We start from the raw sequence: 17,201 nt of genomic DNA on the forward strand, positions 1-17,201 counted from the left end.
AGCGAAGAGGAGATGCGATGACGCGACCTGCCACCATCACGCTGAAGGTCGTCAAGGGCAAGCTCGCCCGCACCGAGTACGTGTTCGACGAACGGACCACCTGCGTGCTCGGCCGCGCCGAAGACTGCGCTCCGCGGCTGCCGAACGACGGCGACCACCGCACCGTCTCCCGGCATCACTGCCTGCTCGACATCAACCCGCCCGATGCGCGCATCCGCGACTTCGGCAGCCTCAACGGAACCTACGTCAACGACGCAAAGATCGGCCAGCGCGCGGCACACCAGACGCCCGAGGAAGCCGCAGCGCTGTCGTTCCCGGAGCACGACCTGGTCGACGGTGACGAGATCCGGATCGGCGAGACGGTCTTCCGGGTTGGCGTCCAGCCCGCTGCGGGCGGTGTGAAGCGCACACTGGAGCTGGCCCGGTGCAAGGTCTGCGACCGGGAAGTCGGCAGCGAAGTCGGCGCTCGGTCCGGTGAGTACGTCTGCGCCGCCTGCCAGGCCAAACCCGCTGCGGTGGCCGCAATGCTGCTGAACCTCGCGCACCGCGGGCGCCGCGACCTCGCCCCCATCGCCGGGTACACGATCCTGCGCGAACTCGGCCGCGGCGGGATGGGCGCAGTGTTCCTCGCCCGCCACGAGACCACCGGCGACGAAGTGGCGCTGAAGGTGATGCTGCCGAAGGTGGCGGCCAGCGCCGAGGCGCACGGCCGCTTTCTGCGCGAAGTGGAACTCACCCGGGCACTGCGCCACCCGAACGTCGCCGCTCTGTACGACGCCGGATCAGCCGACGGCACGTTCTTCTTCACCACGGAGTTCTGCGCGGGAGGCAGTCTCGACCAGTTCCTGAACCGCAGGGGTAGGCGGCTCCCGGCCCCGGAGGCCGTCCGCCTCGCGCTGCAGGCACTGGAAGGCGTGGGACACGCGCACGAGCAGGGCGTCGTCCACCGCGATCTCAGTCCTCAGAACATCCTGCTGGGCGAGGCAGCCGACGGCTCACCGGTGGCGAAGGTGGCCGACTTCGGCCTCGCCAAGGCCTTCGACCAGGCTGGCCTGAGCGGCCTGACCCGGACCGGCACGGCTGCGGGCAAACCCTGGTACATGCCCCGCCAGCAGGTCATCAACTTCCGCAACGCCACGCCCGCAGTCGACGTCTGGGCACTCGCCGCCTGTCTCTACCACGCCCTGACCGCCCAGTATCCAAGGGATTTCCCGGCTGGAAGGGATCCCTGGCAGATCGTCCTGCAGTCACAGCCGGTACCGATCCGCCGTCGGGACCCGGGTGTCCCGAAAGCACTGGCCGCCGTCATCGACAAAGCGCTCCAGGAGAAGCCCGCGATCGGCTACCAGAGCGCGGCGGAATTCCACGACGCACTCCGCACCATGACACCGTGACCTCACATCGTCCCCGGATGCAACCAACGGGCGCACGCTCAGTCTTCACGCGACGTCGCCCGCTGCGGTGGTCGCCAGTCCGCGACGACGGCCCGGTGGTCGCGGGCGCTGGTCCTGACGGTGTTGGCCGGCACGGTCAGGCAGTGGGCCAGTTCGCCGAGCTCGCTTTCCCAGCCGGTCGGCGGCTCGACCTCGACCTTGTTGCCGTCGACTCCCGCGGGGAGGTCGGCCAGCGCCGTGGCGAGCTCGGTTCTCCAGAGGGGCGAGCAGATCCCGGGCGTGACGTACCTGCTCCTCTGTCAAGCCGGCTGGCGGCCGAGACGGGCGCCGCGGTCGGCGTCCAGGCCCTCGTTGGTGCCCTGGACGATGAGTTCGCGGATGAACCGGGATTCCTACCCGATGTCACGCGTTCGTCACGCCGCTGGATCAGCAGAGCACCTGGCCCGTGCCTCTGCATCTGAGGCAGGCGTTGTCGCCGAGGCAGTCCGGGCAGCCGGAGCGATAGCCGGTGTAGTAGCCGCTGTACGGGAAGATGATCCGGCCCTCGCAGACGGGGCACCAACCGAGTCCGTCGCACTCGGGGCACAGGATGCAGCCCGGCCGGACCCTCTCCGCGGTCACGACGGGATCCGGGCTCACCCACTCGTACAGCCGTGTCACGGGTGTACGGCCGTAGAAGTCCACTTCGCGGGCCGTTATCCGGAACTGCACTTCGAGCCCTTCATGGCGGCCGGTGACGACGGCTTCGTACCGCTCGCTGTCGGCGTCCGCCTCCGCGATCGTCCAGCCGGCCGACTCCAAGAGCGTGACGGCCCGCTCGGCGAAGCCGGGGCCAGGCTGTTCGGCGAGCCTGGGGAGGCGGCCGGACAGTGCGCAGTAGCGCCCGTCCGGGGTCCATGGATCGGCGGTCCACAGGTCTTCGAACCCTCTGAGGCGAGGGGCGGGCCCGGGAACCAAGTGCGCCGCGAACCACACGATCTGCTCGCCCAGTCTCGTCACGGCACGCTTCAGTTCCCGCCGTGCGCCCGCGATCTCCACTTCCGGCATGCGCCCTCCTCACTCGGCGGTCCCGTCGGCGATCGTACGGCGGTTCATTTATGGTCCGGCCCCCGCCCACCCGTTGCTATCGTCGGGCGGCACAGGCCGGTCGACCGCCGTGGAGGCGCAGTGGAGGCGTTGGCGCAGGTGCTGGATGACCTGGTCGAGATCGTCGCCGCGTCCGAGCAGGACACCACGTGGGCGGGCACGTGGGACACGGGCGACGAGATGATCCGAGAGCTGCGGGACCACGCAGGACGCCTCCGGCGCGGCGACGGCTCCACGCTGGGGGAGCTGGAATTCCTGTTCCTGCCCACGGGGCCCCTGCAGGAGGTGTCGATCAGCAGCGGCTGGGGGGATCAGTTCCTGGTCCTGGCCGGGCGTTTCGACCGGGCACGGGCAAGTGCGCGGCGCGGCCCCGGCGCTGGGGAATGACGGAACTCTGACTCGGTGGGCTCGGCCCGCTGCGGCGCCGGTCCTCGGCCAGAGTTGGCGATTCGCAGACGGTCGATCGCTAGCGCGATCGTCGTCGTGTTGATGGCGGTCTTGGGGGTTATAGGTGACCTCGGTCGATCGGACTGCGTACCTGGGGTTCGCCAGGGTGGTGTCGGCGCGGGAGCTGGCGGAGGAGTTCACGCCGACCGAGGCCGAGATCGAGTGGGCGCACGGCCGTACCCAGGATGAGCATCATCTGCTGGAGCTGGTGGTGTGGCTGAAGTCCTACCAGCGGCTCGGCTATTTTGCGAAGGTCGAGGATGTCCCGGCCCGGCGGCACACCCTCCAGGCACACCCCGGTCGGCCCGATCGCCTCGATGTCGGCCAGCAGCGCCAGCCGCTCCTTGAACGTGCCCAGCGACGCCGCCTTCGCCACGTCCTTCAGCCCGCCGGGGAGGCCCGGGTCACCGACGCCGCCGACATGCGCAAGGTCGCTGAGGACAAGCGGCTCACCCTGATGGTGAGCCTGGTGCATACCGCCGCGGCCGGGGTCCGCGACGTGGTGACCGCTCGGGCAGTCATAGCGCTCGACCGCCTCGGCGGCCTCCTCCGGCGTCAGCTCCACCCACCCAGCCTCGCAGAACCCACTCTCACAACCAGAAGGTTCTGCGAGGAGTTTTGCGAACAGCCACCTGCGCGAACGCGGCCGCCAGGCACGGGGCTCCGGTCTGCGAATCACCGTCATCACCGCCACACAGAGCGAGTGGGGGCCAGGGTGCCTGGTGATCTCGCGGCGTGTTTCCGCTTGACCTTGACACGGTGACAAGGTCTTCACTGTCGCCAAGGAGGTGGTCCCGATGACCATGCAGAAATGGGACACGGATACGATTCGAGCTTTCCAGGGGCTGGAGGACAGCCGCTCGTCAGTGCGGCTGCGGGCGGCGATGGCGGTCGGTACGACCCCTGACCCGCGGTTCATCGACAAGCTCATCGAACGATGCGCGATCGAATCCGAATTCTATGTGCGCGATATGCTGACGTGGGCACTCACCCGCCACTCAGCATCCATGACGGTTCCAGAGCTTCTCAAGGAACTCCGCTCGGAGTGTGCGCAGGCACGAAGCCAGGCGCTGCACACGCTGTCCAAGATCGGGGATCGGCAAGCGTGGCCGGCGATCACACGGGCGCTTCTGTCCGACGCCGACGATGAGGTGGCGCGGAGCGCTTGGCGGGCAGCGGTCGTGCTCGTGCCCGAAGGTGAAGGGCCTGAGTTGGCCGCAGTGTTGTCGACACAGCTCGGGCGTGGCGAACGTGAGATGCAGCTGAGCCTCAGTCGGGCGCTGATCGCGCTCGGTGAGGTGATTGTGCCCATGCTGAGCGTTGCGATGACGGATCTCGACCCGCGCGTGCGCGCCCACGCGATCGCCACGGAACGGCTGTTGAGCGACCCGGATGCCGGATTCGAGTTCGCGATCGAGGAGGCCAAGCGCGTCGTAGCCCTCGGCAGCACCAGCAAGGAGGAGTGATGGGCAGTGTTGATCGGTGATGTGGCACGACGGTCCGGGGTCAGCGCCCGCATGCTCAGGCATTACGACTCGCTGGGCCTGGTGCGCCCAACGGGTCGTACCGAGGCAGGCTATCGAGAGTACTCCAGCGAGGACATCCGGCGGATCTTCCAAATCGAGAGCCTGCGGTCATTGGGTCTGTCGCTGCGTGATGTCAGGCGCGCGCTCGACGATCCCGACTTCACGCCCTCGGAGCTCGTCGACGACCTCATCCGCCAGACGCGAGAACGCATTGCGGCTGAGACGGAGCTGCTCACGCGACTGCGTCGGATCGACGCCGTAGAACCCGCCGGCTGGGAGGACGTCCTCCAGATCGTCGCACTCCTGCAGGCGTTGGGGTCGAAGAGCGCCGGAAAGCGCCAGCGCGCGGCCTTGTCCTCAGTCGAAGAGGCTCCGATGCCAGTGGAAGCACTGGTCGAGGCAGCGCTGAGCGAGACGGACCCGAACGTCGCCGGAGCCCTTCGATGGGCTTTGGCGCAATCGGGCGATGACGGCTTTGCGCTGCTGGCGGAGGGCCTCGGCTCATCAGTAGCCGAGGTGCGCAAACGTGCCGTCCAGTCCATCGCCGAGATTCCGAACGGTGAGGCGACCATGCTGCTGCAGGGCGCCCTCACGAACCCCGACATCGTGGTCCGCAGGTATGCAGCTCTGGCACTCGGGGCACGTGGAGTAGCCGACGCGATCCCGACGCTCATCGATATCGTCGTCGAGGGGACGAATGACGTCGATGCAGCCGACGCCCTGAGCGCGCTGGCGAGTCGTCCCACGTTGGCGGATCAGATCGCTACCAGGCTCGTTGATCGCCTCGCCCACGGCACCGTTGAAGCGTCTGCACGGCGACGACTGACACAGGCGCTCGCGGACATCCCTGGAACCACAGCGTCACGAGCCCTCGCAGATCTGTCACATGACGAAGACCGTGCCGTTGCGCTTACCGCGACATACATTCTCGGGATACGCGACGCACGATGACGGAGCTTTCCTGGCGTGCTGTGTGCGGTGCCGGACCACGAGGGCGCTTGCGTCGCAGGGGATGTGCCGATAGCCCGCCGACCAGCGGCACCCGGTCGCTGACGGACATCAAGTCCGCGCTCGACATCCCCGGCCGCGCGGACCTCGCAGTCCGTGCGACAGCCCTTGCGTCTGCTCAACCCGGCCAGCCCGGCGGCGCGCATCAGCCGGGCCACCCGCTTGCGGCCCACCCGGACACCGTCGATCTCCCGCAGATCAACATGGATGCGCGGCGCCCCGTAGATCTCATCGAAGGCCTGGTGATGTCGGCGGATCTTTTCCGTCAGTACCTGCTCCTGCCGGGCCCGCGCCGACGGGCCGCGCCGTCGACGAACAACCCACGCGTAGTAGCCCTGGCGCGACACACCCAGCCCCCGGGCCAGCAGGGAGACCTCGTGGTGGTCCTTCTCCGCATGGATCAGCCGGAACTTCATCTCGGCAGATCCGTCTCCCGCGCGAAGAAAGCCGCGGCCTGGCGCACCCAGACACGGATCGACTGCGCGGACGGCTGGAACTCCTTGGCCAGCTCCTCCGGCGACCGTCCCGCGCGTACAAGCTCCACCATCTGCCGGCGAAACTCCGGCGGATAGTTGTTCGGCACAGCAGACTCCTTCTTCCGGGAACCAGGGTTCCCCAGAGATCAGGTGTCCACCAAACCGGGTCAACTCCAGTTCTGCTCGCAGTCGGGCACCTGCCGCGATCCAGCCTCCGTGCGCATCGATGGCGCTACTCAGCGCGGGCGATGCTCTCGCACAGGCGGCTCCACTACGTGCCGTCCCGGGTCCCATCGCCGATCTAGCTGGATTTGCCAACCTCTACGGAGTCCTCCACGAGTACGAAGCATGCCGTCCGAACAGGCGCCCAGTTGACCGGGCGCCCCCTTCGTTTCTAGATTGAGTCATTTAGGAAAGTTTCCTAACTGTGCGAGAGCGAGGAGCGACCACGTGAAACTAGCCGTTGTGGGGGGCGGTTCCACCTACACCCCCGAGCTGATCGACGGGTTCGCCCGCCTGCGCGACGAACTGCCGCTAACCGAGATCGCGCTCGTCGACCCCGACCTGTCCCGCCTGGAGCTGGTCGCCGGTGTGTCCCGCCGCATGCTGGCCAGGGCGGGCCACCCGGCCGATGTGGTCGCCACCGCGGACGTGCAGCGGGGCGTCGAAGGAGCGCAGGCGGTGCTGTTCCAGCTGAGAGTGGGCGGCCAGGCGGCGCGCAACGTCGACGAGACGTTTCCGCTGGAGTGCGGCTGCGTCGGGCAGGAGACCACCGGCGCGGGCGGGCTGGCCAAGGCGCTGCGCACGGTTCCTGTGGCGCTGGAGCTGGCCGCCCAGGTCAGGGAGCACGCTCCCGACGCCTGGATCGTCGACTTCACCAACCCGGTCGGGATCGTCACCAGAGCGCTGCTCGATGCCGGCCACCGCGCAATCGGGCTGTGCAACGTGGCGATCGGCTTTCAGCGCCGCTTCGCCAAGCACCTGGGAGTGGCGCCTGAGCAGGTCCAGCTCGGTCACGTCGGGCTGAACCATCTGACCTGGGAGCGCTCCGTCCGCGTCGACGGTCAGGAGGTGCTGCCGAAGCTGATCGCTGAGCATGGCCAGGCCATCGCCGACGACCTCCACCTTTCGCTGGAGCTGATCGACCGCCTCCAGGCGGTGCCCTCCTACTATCTGCGCTACTTCTACGCCCACGACATCGTGGTCGAGGAGCAGAAGACGCGGCCTTCACGCGCCGCCGATGTCGCGGTGATGGAGGAGCAGCTGCTCAAGCTCTACGCCGACCCCGCCGTGGATACCAAGCCCGAGCTGCTCGCCAAGCGCGGCGGGGCGTTCTACTCCGAGGCTGCCGTGGCGCTCATCGCCTCGCTGATCGGCGACCGCGGCGACGTGCAGGTGGTCAACACGCGCAACAACGGCACGCTGCCCTTCCTGGCCGACGACGCGGTCATCGAGGTCCCGGCGCGGATCACCGCGGCGGGAGCCGTGCCGCTGCCGGTGGAGCCGGTCGAGCCGCTCTACGCCGGCCTGATCGCCGGCGTCTCCGCCTACGAGGAGCTGGCCCTCCAGGCGGCTCTGTACGGCGGAGTCGACCGGGTGCGCAACGCCTTGCTGGCGCACCCGCTGGTCGGGCAGGAGGCGATCGCGGCCGAGCTGACCGCGCTGCTGCTGGAGAAGAACGGGAAGTACCTGGCGTGGTGAGTCTCCTGGCGGTGGACGGCGGCAACAGCAAGACCGAGGCGGTGCTGCTGAACGAGGCGGGGGAGATCCTCGCTCGTGGCCGCGGCGGTCCCTTCCTGCCGCAGAGCGAGGGGGTCGCGCCCGCCGTCGACGTCATCGAGCGCGAGGTACGGCAGGCACTCGGCATCGCCGGACAGGCCGATCACCTTGTCGCCTTCCTGGCCGGCGCCGACCTGCCGGAGGAGGAAGAGGAGCTAAGAGCCGAAATCTCCGGGCGCGGCCTCGCCAGAGCGGTCACGGTGCGAAACGACACCTTCGCCCTGCTCAGGTCAGGTGCATCCGGCCCGTGGGGCATTGCGGTCGTCTGCGGGGCCGGCATCAACGCCGTCGGCGTTTCACCCACCGGCGCGATCGCCCGCTTCCCGTCTCTGGGCGCGATCAGCGGCGACTGGGGCGGTGGCGGCGGTCTGTCGGCGGAAACGCTGTGGCACGCTGTCCGCGCCGAGGACGGTAGAGGAGCGCCCACCGCGCTGGCCGAGCTGGTCAAGACGCACTTCGGTGTGGGCACGGTCGAACAGGTGGCACTCGACCTGCACGTCGGCCGCCGCAGCAGGCATCAGTTGCTGGAGCTGACGCCGGGGCTGTTCAAGGTGGCGGCGACCGGCGACGAGATCGCGCTCAGCCTGGTCACCAGGCTGGCGGACGAGGTCGTGGCGATGGCCGTCGTCTGCCTGAACCGCCTGGACCTACTCGGCACGCCGACCGAGATCGTCCTGGGCGGGGGAGTGCTGCGAGCCCGCGATCCGCTGCTCAGCGCGCTCCTCGATGAGCGGTTCGCGAAGCGTGCGCCGTCGGCTACCCAGGTCATCGCCGATCTGCCGCCGATCGCTGGCGCGGCGCTGAGCGCACTTGACCGCCTCGGTGCAGGTGAGGAAGTGAAACAGCGGCTGCGCGAGCAGTTCTGAGGTATTGACGTGCCGGAGAATGGCGCCTTATAGTCGGCCGCTAACCGTCTGGAAGGTATCCAGACGGTTAGCGCCCAGGAGGAAGCATGCCCCCCACTCGCCGCGATGTCCTGCGCGGGCTCAGCCTCGCCGCGCTGGCTGCCCCCCTCGCCGCCTGCGCCACCACCGGCCGCGGCGCAGCCCCCGGCCCCACCGTGTCCGGCGTGGCCACCTCCGCCGCCAACCCGCTCGGCGTGGACGCCACCCGGCAGCTCGAGGTGGTCATCTTCAGCGGCGGCAACGGCGACAAGTACGCCGTCGACCTGCACGAGGCCGCCTACAGCAAGGCCTATCCCCAGGCGAAGATCAAGCACGTGGCCACCCAGAAGGTCGGCACGCAGTTGCGCCCCCGCTTCATCGCCGGCGACGCCCCCGATGTGATCAACAATTCCGGGCCAGAGGCGCTCGATCTGCAGGCACTTGTCCAGGAGGGCCATCTGGCCGACCTGACGCCGCTCTTCGAGGCTCCCTCGCTGGCCTTCCCCGGCAAGAAGGTCAAGGACACTCTCGTCGGCGGCGTCTATGAGAACTCGCTGATCGACGGCGTGCCGCGGGTGCTGCAGTACACCGTCGCCCACCGCGCGCTCTGGTACAACGCCAAGCTCTTCGAGGCCAGGGGCTGGTCGCTGCCCAGGACATGGGCGGAGTTCAACGCCCTGGGGGAGGAGGCGAAGAAAGCCGGGATCACTCTGTTCGCCTACCCAGGCCAGGTCGGCCCGTTTTACCAGCTGTGGAACCTCCTCTACAGCGCCGCCAAGATCGGCGGCAACAAGGTCATCGTCGACATCGACAACCTCGCCGACGGTGCTTGGACCGCAGAGCCGGTACGGCAGGCCGTCACCGCCTGGGCGCAGATCCAGAAGGACTTTGGCGACAAGGCCTACTTCGGCCTCGACCACACGCAGACGCAGATCAAGCAGCTGCAGGACAAGGTGCTGTTCTACCCGTGCGGCTCATGGCTGGAGAACGAGATGGCCAAGGACAGGCCGGACACCTTCGAGTACGCGATCGCTCCGGTGCCCAGCATCACCTCCGCCGACGCCATGCCGTACGAGGCGATCATGATCGGGGTCTCCGAAGCTTTCCTCGTCGCAGCCAAGGGCAAGAACCCCCAGGGTGGCCTGGAATACTTGCGGATGATGCTCTCCAGGGAGGGCGCGCGCGGTTACACGGAGATGACCAGGAACCTCACCGTCGTCAACGGCGTCGTCGACGGCCTGAAGCTCACCTCGGCGGTCAACAGCGCGGCCAAGGCGCAGGAGGCGGCAGGCAAGAACACCATCACGGACGCCCGTTTCGAGACCTGGTACAAGGAACTGTTCGACTACGCGCAGATTCAGACCAACTCGGTCATGGCCGGGCGCAGCACCTCCGACCAATTCTGCGCGAACATGCAGAAGAAGGCGGACGAACTCAAGGCCGACAGCTCCCTCGCCAAGCAGACCAGGAGCGTCTGACCGATGCGGCGGCACGGCTTCGTCGCAGGGTTCCTGGTGCTCCCCATCGTCCTCTACGCGGTCTTCGTGATCAGCCCGTACGCCCAGGCATTCCAGATCGCGCTCACCGACTGGCGAGGAGTGTCGGCCGGCCTCGACTACGTTGGGCTGGACAACTTCCGGCGGATGTTCGGCAACGACACCTTCTGGGAGGCGATACGCAACCACGCGGTCCTGCTCGTCGCCATGCCGCTGGGCACGGTTGCCTTGGCGCTGCTGTTCTCCTACCTGCTGAACGCGGCGGGCGGCACCCGGCCAGTCTCGGGGTCCGGCTTCTACCGGGTGGTCTTCTTCCTGCCGCAGGTGCTCGCGGTTGCGGTGGTCGGTGTGCTGTTCAAGGCCGTCTACCGCCCCGACTCCAGCGGCGTGATCAACGGCGCGCTGGCCGAGCTGGGCATGGAACCCGTCGGCTGGCTGACCGACCAGAAGCTCGCACTCTGGTCGATCATCGCCGTCATGGTCTGGCAGGGGGTCGGCTTCTATGTGGTGCTGTTCTCCGCTGGCATGGCGGCCATTCCGAAGGACGTGTTCGAGGCCGCCTCGCTGGACGGCGCGAGCCGTACGCGGATGTTCTTCTCCATCACGCTGCCGCTGCTGTGGGACACGGTCCAGGTCGGCTGGATCTACCTGGGCATCGCGGCGTTCGACGGGTTCGCGCTGGTCAACGTGCTCTCCATCGAGCAGGGCGGACCCGACGGAGCGACCACCGTGCTGGCGATGGAGATCTACAAGAACGCCTTCGCCTACTCGCGGTTCGGTTACGCCTCCGCGCTCGGCGTAGCGCTGTTCTTCCTGACCCTCACCTTCGCCGCGCTGACGATGCGGGTCACCAGGCGAGAGAGGATCGTGTACTGAGATGGGCCGCAGAATCGTTTCCCAGGCCGTCCTCGCGGTGTGGGCGTTGCTCATCATCGCCCCGCTCGCCTGGACGTTGCTCGCCTCCTTCAAGAGCAACAGCGAGATCTTCGGTGACGCCCTGCAACTACCGGGCGAGCTGCGTTGGGACAACTGGGCCCGAGCCTGGGAACGTGCCAGCATCGGGCGGTATCTGCTCAACACGGTCATCGTCGTCTTTTTCGGTGTCGCGGGCACCATGCTGCTCAGCTCCATGGCCGCCTACGTGCTGGCCCGTTACCGGTTCCCCGGCAACCGGCTGATCTACTTCCTGTTCGTGTCCGGCATGGCTTTCCCCGTCTTCCTGGCCCTGGTGCCGCTCTTCTTCGTGGTCGACGGGCTCGGCCTGCTCAACACGCACGTCGGCCTGGTCCTGGTTTACATCGCGTACTCACTGCCCTTCACCGTCTTCTTCTTGACCTCGTTCTTCCGGGGCCTACCGGACGCCGTGGCGGAAGCGGCGATGATCGACGGTGCCTCGCATACACGCACGTTCTTTCAGGTCATGCTGCCCATGGCCAAACCCGGGCTGGTCAGCCTGACCATCTTCAACGTGCTGGGCCAGTGGAACCAGTACCTGCTGCCTCTGGTGCTGCTGCCCGGCGACAAGGGCACGTGGGTCATCACACAGGGAATCGCGGACATCTCCACGATCGCCGGATACGAGGCTGACTGGCCGGCTCTGTTCGCGGCGCTGAGCATGGCCGTCCTGCCGGTCGTGGTTGTCTATATCGTCTTCCAGCGACATATCCAGTCCGGGCTGACATCAGGAGCCGTGAAGTAGTGTCCACCGGTAACCCCACCGTCTTCCGCACACTCAACGAACGCGCGGCGCTGGAACTGCTGCTCCAGCACGGCACACTGACCCGGGCCGAGCTGGAGTTCCACACCGGCCTGTCCAAGGCCTCGGCCGCTGAGGTGCTGCGCCGCCTGGAGAACGGGCGGCTCGTGCGGAAGGCAGGCACCAAGCCGGGTCCTGCGGGCCCCGCGGCGCAGATGTGGGAGCTGGACGGCTCCGCCGCCTGGGTGGCGGGGGTGGACCTGACCGCGCGAGCGGTCGAGGTGACGGTCGCCAACCTCATCGGGGAGGTCAGGGGTGGTTTCCGCGCCCACGCCCCCGGCGAGGGCACCGACGCCGTGGAGTTCCTCACCGACGCGGTGGAGGCAGCGGCCGTGGACGCGGGGATCGCCCTCGACGACCTCGACCAGATCGTGCTGGGCGTGCCGGGCATCGTCGACGCCGAGGGTGAACGGCTGCGCCAGGCCGTGCAGTTGTCGGGCTGGTCGCACCTGGACGACCTCGGCGACCTGCGTTCCAGGCTTGGCGGGGAGCGGTTCCGGCTGGAGAACGACGTCAACCTCGTCGCCATCCGGGAGTTGGAGGAGCACAGAGGAAGCAGTTTCGTCCTCCTCTGGGTCGGGAGCGGGGTCGGTGCTGGAGCCGTGCTCAACGGCGCGCTGTGGCGCGGAGTCACCGGGCGCGGCGGCGAGGTCGGCTCCGTGATCGTGCCCGACCCGGTCAGCCGTGGACGCCTCTACGGCCCCGACGGCGGCCCGCTCGGCGCGCTGCTCGGCACGGTTCCGCTGGCCGAGCTGGCGCGGGAGCACGGCCTCGACGTCGAGCCCACGCTGGACGCGGTCGCGCGGCTCCTGCGCGCCGAGCTCCCCACCGGCTTCCTCGACGACGTGGCCACCCGGGTCGCGCTGGGCGTCACGGCGGCCGTCGGCGTGCTCGACCCCGGCAGGGTGGTCCTGGGCGGCCCGCTCTGCATCGCCGCGGGTGAGCCACTCCGCGCCTGCGTCGACGAGCTCCTCGCCCCCACCGGCCTCGCGCCCGTCGCCGTCGCCGTCAGCCGCGTCAGCGGCAACGCCGTGCTGGAGGGCGCCGTCCACTATGCCCTTGACCTGGCTCGCGACCGGATCTTCCAGGCCGGTACGGCAGGCCGTACCCCTAACGAAAGCTGAGACATGTTGCGCACCCTGGTAATCGCCGCCCATCCCGACGAACCCGAGATCTACGCCGGAGGAACATCTGCCCTGCTGGCCCGGGCCGGTCACGCGGTGAAGTTCCTGACGCTCACCAACGGCGACGCGGGACACCACGAGCTTGAGCGCGCCCCGCTGGCCCGTCGCAGGGCCGAGGAGGCGTGGCGCGCAGCCGAAGCGCTTGGCGTGGTCGACTACGAGATCTTCGATGTGCATGACGGTTTGCTCGAACCCACCGTGGAGCTGCGGTTGAGGGTCATGCGTGAGATCCGCGCGTGGCGGCCCGACCTGGTGATCGCCCTGCACGGCGACAGCGCCGGCCACCCCGACAACCGGGCCGCGGGAAAGCTGGTCGAGCAGGCCGTGGAACTGGTCACCGTCCGCAATGTCGAATGCGGAAAGCCGGCCCTCGACCGGCAGCCGGTGTGCCTGTTGATGACCGACTACGCCTCCCGCGCCATGCACAGGGACGACGTGGTGGTGGACGTGACCGAGGTGGCGCAGGCCAAGCTGGACGCCTGCCTCGCGCACGCCTCCCAGTTCCTGGAGTTCGCTCCGTTCCAGCGGGGGCTCCTGGACCAGGTGCCTCCCGTCGCCGACGTGGACGCGTGCCGGGCCTTCGTGGAGAAGCACTGGTCGGAGTTCCTGGGGCCGGAGACCTTCCAGCTCGCGCCGTACGGCAGGCAGACCGACGCGGCGGAACTACGGCGGCTGATCTAGCCTGCCGGTGGCCGATCGAGCGCGGCGATCATGTGCATCACGCCGTTGTAGCGGTGGTAGGTGGCCCGCAACCGGGCCGGCGAACCCGCCGGGCGCATGTCGTGGTGGTCTGCCAGGTCACGCCCACTTTGCGGTGAGGATCCGCCGCAGGTGGCCGCTTGGCGCGATCGTCGTGAAGGCGATGTCGAGCTCCGCTGCTTCTCCAATCAGGGCCATGATCTGATCAGGTGCCGACGTAGCGAGCGTGAAGGCGTGCGAGACCGTCACCTGCCCGTTCATCCCCAGCGTGCGAACCCGATCGAAGATCAATCGCAGGCTGAACGACCCGAGTCTCCGGGCTCGTGGAGGTGGATGTCGACGCCGACCCGTGCTTGTCCGCGATCCCGAAGACGAGGTCCGGGTGCTGCCTAGGGTCCCGATCGAGGGCGCACGGGTCGATGCCCGGCCGAGTTCGTCGGCGGCCACCGCCGGGTTGCGGGTCAGGGCGCGCACCGGCCGACCGGCCTGGACGAGCTGCTCGACGACGCGGCGGCCAACGGATCCGGTCACGCGAAGCTGAGCCGGGTGTTTTGGGGAATCATCCCGATATGTTCGGGAAAATCGTGACAAAACAGTTCTTCGGCACCGTGGTGCTGGGCGTAGCTGTCCTGGGCGCCGTGCCTGACGGGGCCGATCTGCGGCGGGCGGGGGAGGCGGCGACGGCCGCGGTCCCCGGCTCTACGCTGATCACGATCGAGACCGAGGAGGGCGGCCGGCTCTGGGAGGTGCAGGTGGTCGACGCCAACGGCACCGAGCACGAGATGGACGTGCTGACCGGGACGGGCCGGATCGCCAGCGGCCCCACCGCCAAGACCGAGGACGAGGCCGACAGGGCCAAGCATCGCGAGCGGCTGCAGGGCGCCAAACTCGACTACGCGCAGGCCGCCGAGAAGGTGGAGTCGGCCGTGGCCGGAGGTCGGATCACCGAACTCGACCTGGACACCTACCGGGGCGCCACCGTCTGGGAGGCTGACGTCGTGGACTCCAGCGGGACCAAGCACGAGCTGAAGGTCGACGCGGACAAAGGCACCATCGTCAGCGACAGTCGCAAGAACTGACACACGGAGCCTTTCAACCTGCTTCGCGAGACCACCTGAGCAGGGCCGACGCACCCCTTCCGGATCCAGCATGGTCGCGCTTCTGCACAGCTGGCGGGTCACCCCTGGTGAGCTGCGGCGGTGAGTCGAAAAGGCTCACGGTTCGGCGATTGTCGCCGAGTTCGCCAGCCTGCTGGAGCAGTCACGGCAGGTTCCAGATCCACGTGACCGGCGCGGGATCCGGCACGCGCACGCTTGGCGCGGGTGGCCGTGTCGTACAGGAGCCGCCACAGCAGGCGTTCCCGCAGGGCGTGCTTGGGGTCGGTGAACAGCTTCTCCAGGCGGGCGGCGGGGATGGCGCGGTCGCCGCGGCGGACGCTCTTGCGGCGCTCCAGGCGGCGGGCGGGGTTGGTCGCGAGGAGGACCTGGCGCTGGGCCCAGGTGGTGAAGGAGACCGGTTAGGTGGTCGTTTCCAACCGGGCCTCGGCGGCCCAGTGGGGTGCGTTCCATTGGTCGGCGATGGTGGCGGCCTGGGTGAAGTGGGCGGCGGCCTCGGTGCGGCCTAGGAGGAGGGCCAGCTCGCCGAGGGTGTGGGCGACCGGGCGCAGCGCCACCGACAGGCTCGTGGCGCCCGCCGGGGGGCCGTTGCGGTGCGGAAGCAGCGTCGCGTAGATCTCCTCGGCGGCGTCGCGGTCGTTCAAGGCGACGATGGCCATCGCGCGCAACGTTGTGAGGAAGGTGAAGAAGAAGTCGGGGCGGATCGGGCTGGGTGACGCGCGGACCTCGCGGGCTTCGGCGTCCAGGCCGTTGGCGTGGAGGGCGAGCGCGAGCAGGTCGGAGGTCATGGGGCCGAGTGCGGCGTGGAGGGCGCGCACGTCGTCCAGGTGCGCACCGAGCGTGCCGGCGTTCAGCCAGATCGTGGCCAGGGCGAGTTGGAGAAAGCCCGTGGCGTGCACCGATCCGGCGCGCCGCATGCCCTCGTCGGCCTTGAGGTAGAGGAGCTCGGCGTCGCCGAATCGGCCTTCGATGAGCGCCAGGGTCGCCAGCGTGATCTCGGCGACGTCGATCGCCTCGCGCATTCGGTAGGTGCGCGCGAGTTCCAGGGCCTCGGTGATCACCTGGTGCATGGTCACCGGGTCGTTAGCGGCGGCGGCGACGGAGGCATGGTTGAGCAGCCCGGTGAAGCGGTAGACCGGCAGGTCGTGCTCGGTGCCGATCTCCACGAGCTCCCGGCAGAGCTCGGCGTCGCCGTGGACTCGGGCCAGGATCTGGAGTGCCGCGGCCCGCAGCCGGGGTCCGGTGGCGAGGTCGAGTGCCTCCTGCGCTGCCTCCAGAACGGTCGGGTCGTCCTCGCCGACCAGTTCGTCCGCGTACGCCGTCAGGAGCCGGGACCGCACCGAAGGGGTCAGATCGCGCTTCAGCAGGCGGCTCAGGCGGTCGACGATGGGCCGGTCTACTGTGCCGTACGTACGGGCCTGCCAGGGGGTCGGCTCTGTCCACGCGGTGAATGCGGCGATCATCAGGTCGTCGCGGCCCAGGGACTCTGCGTACTCCACGGCTTCACGGCGTGTCTCGCGGGCGGCTCCGACGGCTCCCGCCCGGATCTGCGCGCGCAGCAGCCTGCCGAGCAATTCGACGCGTTCGTCCGGTCCGGTCGAGTTGGTGACGGCGTCGGTGAGGAGGTCGGCCGCCACGTCGTGGGCGTAGCGGGCCTCGGCAAGCTCGGCGGCCTGGACGCAGTAGCCGACGGCCTTTGGCGAGCCGGCGCGCGCGTAGTGGTGGGCCAGCGCCGCGATGTCGTCGGTGCCTTCAAGAGCGGCGGCGATCCGGGCGTGCATGCGGGCGGTGCGGAGGCGGCTGAGGTCGGCGATGAGCGTCTCCCTGACGAGGGCGTGGACGAAGCGGACGCGTCCGGGGGCGGGCTCGTCGAGGAGCCCGGCGATCACGCCTGCGTCCAGTGCGTTGAGCACGCCGTCCTCGTCGGTGTCGGCGGCCTTGACGAGGACGTCCACTGAGCTTTCCCGGCCTGCGACCGCGGCCAGTCGCAGCACGGCCACGCCTGCCTCGGGCAGCCGTGCGAGGCGCCGCCGCAGCACGTCCCGTACGCCCTCGGGGACCTCGGAGAGGGCGACCAGCGCGCCCTCTCCGTTCAGCAGCCGCGCGCTCTCCCGCACATAGAACGGGTTGCCGCCGGTGCGCTCGGCGATTCCGGCGACGGTCTCGTCGTCGGCTTCACACTCATTCCGTACGACCTGCGCGACGGCCGCGTCGTCCAGGCCGGGCAGGGGGAGCCGCAGCGGCGTGGCGCGCGCCAGGGATGCCAGCGTTTCGGTGAGGTGCCCGCTCTCGTCCGCGCGGTACGCGGCGACGACCAGGATCGGGGCCCGCATGCCGAGGCCGCCGCCGAG

16 protein-coding genes and 2 pseudogenes are annotated in these 17,201 nt (G+C 68.8%); 13 read left to right on the forward strand and 5 right to left on the reverse strand.

Annotated features, from left to right (window positions below):
• The first annotated feature begins 17 nt into the window (after positions 1-17).
• Positions 18-1,394 (forward strand): protein kinase, encoded by a 1,377-nt coding sequence (locus ACFXJ8_RS35705; protein ID WP_379648634.1) that lies wholly within the window; start codon positions 18-20, stop codon positions 1,392-1,394.
• A gap of 426 nt (positions 1,395-1,820) precedes the next feature.
• Here the strand turns inward: ACFXJ8_RS35705 and ACFXJ8_RS35710 are convergent, their stop codons facing one another.
• Positions 1,821-2,441, reverse strand: coding sequence for a hypothetical protein (locus ACFXJ8_RS35710; RefSeq protein WP_379648635.1), 621 nt, complete (start codon positions 2,439-2,441; stop codon positions 1,821-1,823).
• 120 nt (positions 2,442-2,561) lie between these two features.
• Here ACFXJ8_RS35710 and ACFXJ8_RS35715 point away from each other — a divergent pair, with 120 nt between their 5' ends.
• The 4 genes from ACFXJ8_RS35715 (at position 2,562) to ACFXJ8_RS35730 (ending at position 5,404) form a co-directional block, all read left to right on the forward strand.
• Entirely contained in the window at positions 2,562-2,867 is a 306-nt protein-coding gene (locus ACFXJ8_RS35715; protein WP_379648637.1) for a hypothetical protein, read from the forward strand.
• A gap of 169 nt (positions 2,868-3,036) precedes the next feature.
• Positions 3,037-3,690: a hypothetical protein gene (locus ACFXJ8_RS35720; RefSeq protein WP_379648660.1), complete on the forward strand. Its 654-nt coding sequence runs from the start codon at positions 3,037-3,039 to the stop codon at positions 3,688-3,690.
• Between the two features lie 34 nt (positions 3,691-3,724).
• A complete protein-coding gene (locus ACFXJ8_RS35725) occupies positions 3,725-4,393 on the forward strand; it encodes a HEAT repeat domain-containing protein (protein WP_379648638.1) in 669 nt (222 codons plus the stop codon).
• A 6-nt stretch (positions 4,394-4,399) separates the two neighbouring features.
• Positions 4,400-5,404 carry a HEAT repeat domain-containing protein gene (locus ACFXJ8_RS35730; protein ID WP_379648640.1) on the forward strand — a complete coding sequence of 335 codons (1,005 nt, stop codon included), beginning with the start codon at positions 4,400-4,402 and terminating at the stop codon, positions 5,402-5,404.
• Positions 5,405-5,580: 176 nt separating this feature from the next.
• Here the strand turns inward: ACFXJ8_RS35730 and ACFXJ8_RS35735 are convergent.
• Together ACFXJ8_RS35735 and ACFXJ8_RS35740 are read right to left on the reverse strand one after the other, a co-directional pair.
• Positions 5,581-5,877, reverse strand: a pseudogene (locus ACFXJ8_RS35735) (IS3 family transposase); the annotation flags it as partial.
• Complete coding sequence (locus ACFXJ8_RS35740; RefSeq protein WP_379648642.1) at positions 5,874-6,044, reverse strand: transposase; 171 nt, start codon at positions 6,042-6,044, stop codon at positions 5,874-5,876. The gene ACFXJ8_RS35740 and the pseudogene ACFXJ8_RS35735, both read right to left, overlap by 4 nt.
• Positions 6,045-6,387: 343 nt before the next feature.
• Here ACFXJ8_RS35740 and ACFXJ8_RS35745 point away from each other — a divergent pair, with 343 nt between their 5' ends.
• From ACFXJ8_RS35745 to ACFXJ8_RS35775, 7 genes are all read left to right on the forward strand, one after another.
• Positions 6,388-7,638 (forward strand): 6-phospho-beta-glucosidase, encoded by a 1,251-nt coding sequence (locus ACFXJ8_RS35745; protein WP_379648643.1) that lies wholly within the window; start codon positions 6,388-6,390, stop codon positions 7,636-7,638.
• Positions 7,632-8,582, forward strand: coding sequence for an N-acetylglucosamine kinase (locus ACFXJ8_RS35750; RefSeq protein ID WP_379648645.1), 951 nt, complete (start codon positions 7,632-7,634; stop codon positions 8,580-8,582). The genes ACFXJ8_RS35745 and ACFXJ8_RS35750 overlap by 7 nt, the downstream gene beginning before the upstream one ends.
• Before the next feature lie 86 nt (positions 8,583-8,668).
• Positions 8,669-10,078, forward strand: coding sequence for an N-acetylglucosamine/diacetylchitobiose ABC transporter substrate-binding protein (gene ngcE, locus ACFXJ8_RS35755; protein ID WP_379648647.1), 1,410 nt, complete (start codon positions 8,669-8,671; stop codon positions 10,076-10,078).
• A 3-nt stretch (positions 10,079-10,081) separates the two neighbouring features.
• Positions 10,082-10,972 (forward strand): carbohydrate ABC transporter permease, encoded by an 891-nt coding sequence (locus ACFXJ8_RS35760; RefSeq protein WP_379648649.1) that lies wholly within the window; start codon positions 10,082-10,084, stop codon positions 10,970-10,972.
• Position 10,973: 1 nt separating this feature from the next.
• Entirely contained in the window at positions 10,974-11,795 is an 822-nt protein-coding gene (locus tag ACFXJ8_RS35765) for a carbohydrate ABC transporter permease (protein ID WP_379648651.1), read from the forward strand.
• Positions 11,795-12,976, forward strand: a complete 1,182-nt coding sequence (locus ACFXJ8_RS35770; RefSeq protein WP_379648653.1) for an ROK family protein — start codon at positions 11,795-11,797, stop codon at positions 12,974-12,976. Before ACFXJ8_RS35765 ends, ACFXJ8_RS35770 begins: the two co-directional genes overlap by 1 nt.
• 3 nt (positions 12,977-12,979) lie before the next feature.
• A complete protein-coding gene (locus tag ACFXJ8_RS35775) occupies positions 12,980-13,717 on the forward strand; it encodes a PIG-L deacetylase family protein (protein WP_379648654.1) in 738 nt (245 codons plus the stop codon).
• 117 nt (positions 13,718-13,834) lie between these two features.
• Here ACFXJ8_RS35775 and ACFXJ8_RS35780 read toward each other — a convergent pair whose 3' ends face one another.
• Entirely contained in the window at positions 13,835-14,026 is a 192-nt protein-coding gene (locus tag ACFXJ8_RS35780) for a hypothetical protein (RefSeq protein WP_379648656.1), read from the reverse strand.
• A 293-nt stretch (positions 14,027-14,319) separates the two neighbouring features.
• Here ACFXJ8_RS35780 and ACFXJ8_RS35785 point away from each other — a divergent pair, with 293 nt between their 5' ends.
• Positions 14,320-14,814, forward strand: coding sequence for a PepSY domain-containing protein (locus ACFXJ8_RS35785; RefSeq protein WP_379648658.1), 495 nt, complete (start codon positions 14,320-14,322; stop codon positions 14,812-14,814).
• 437 nt (positions 14,815-15,251) lie between these two features.
• On the opposite strand, the pseudogene ACFXJ8_RS35790 reads toward ACFXJ8_RS35785, so the two are convergent.
• Positions 15,252-17,201: pseudogene (locus ACFXJ8_RS35790) on the reverse strand (transcriptional regulator); the annotation flags it as partial.

The sequence above is a fragment of the Nonomuraea sp. NPDC059194 genome, assembly GCF_042754765.1.
Lineage (GTDB): Bacteria > Actinomycetota > Actinomycetes > Streptosporangiales > Streptosporangiaceae > Nonomuraea.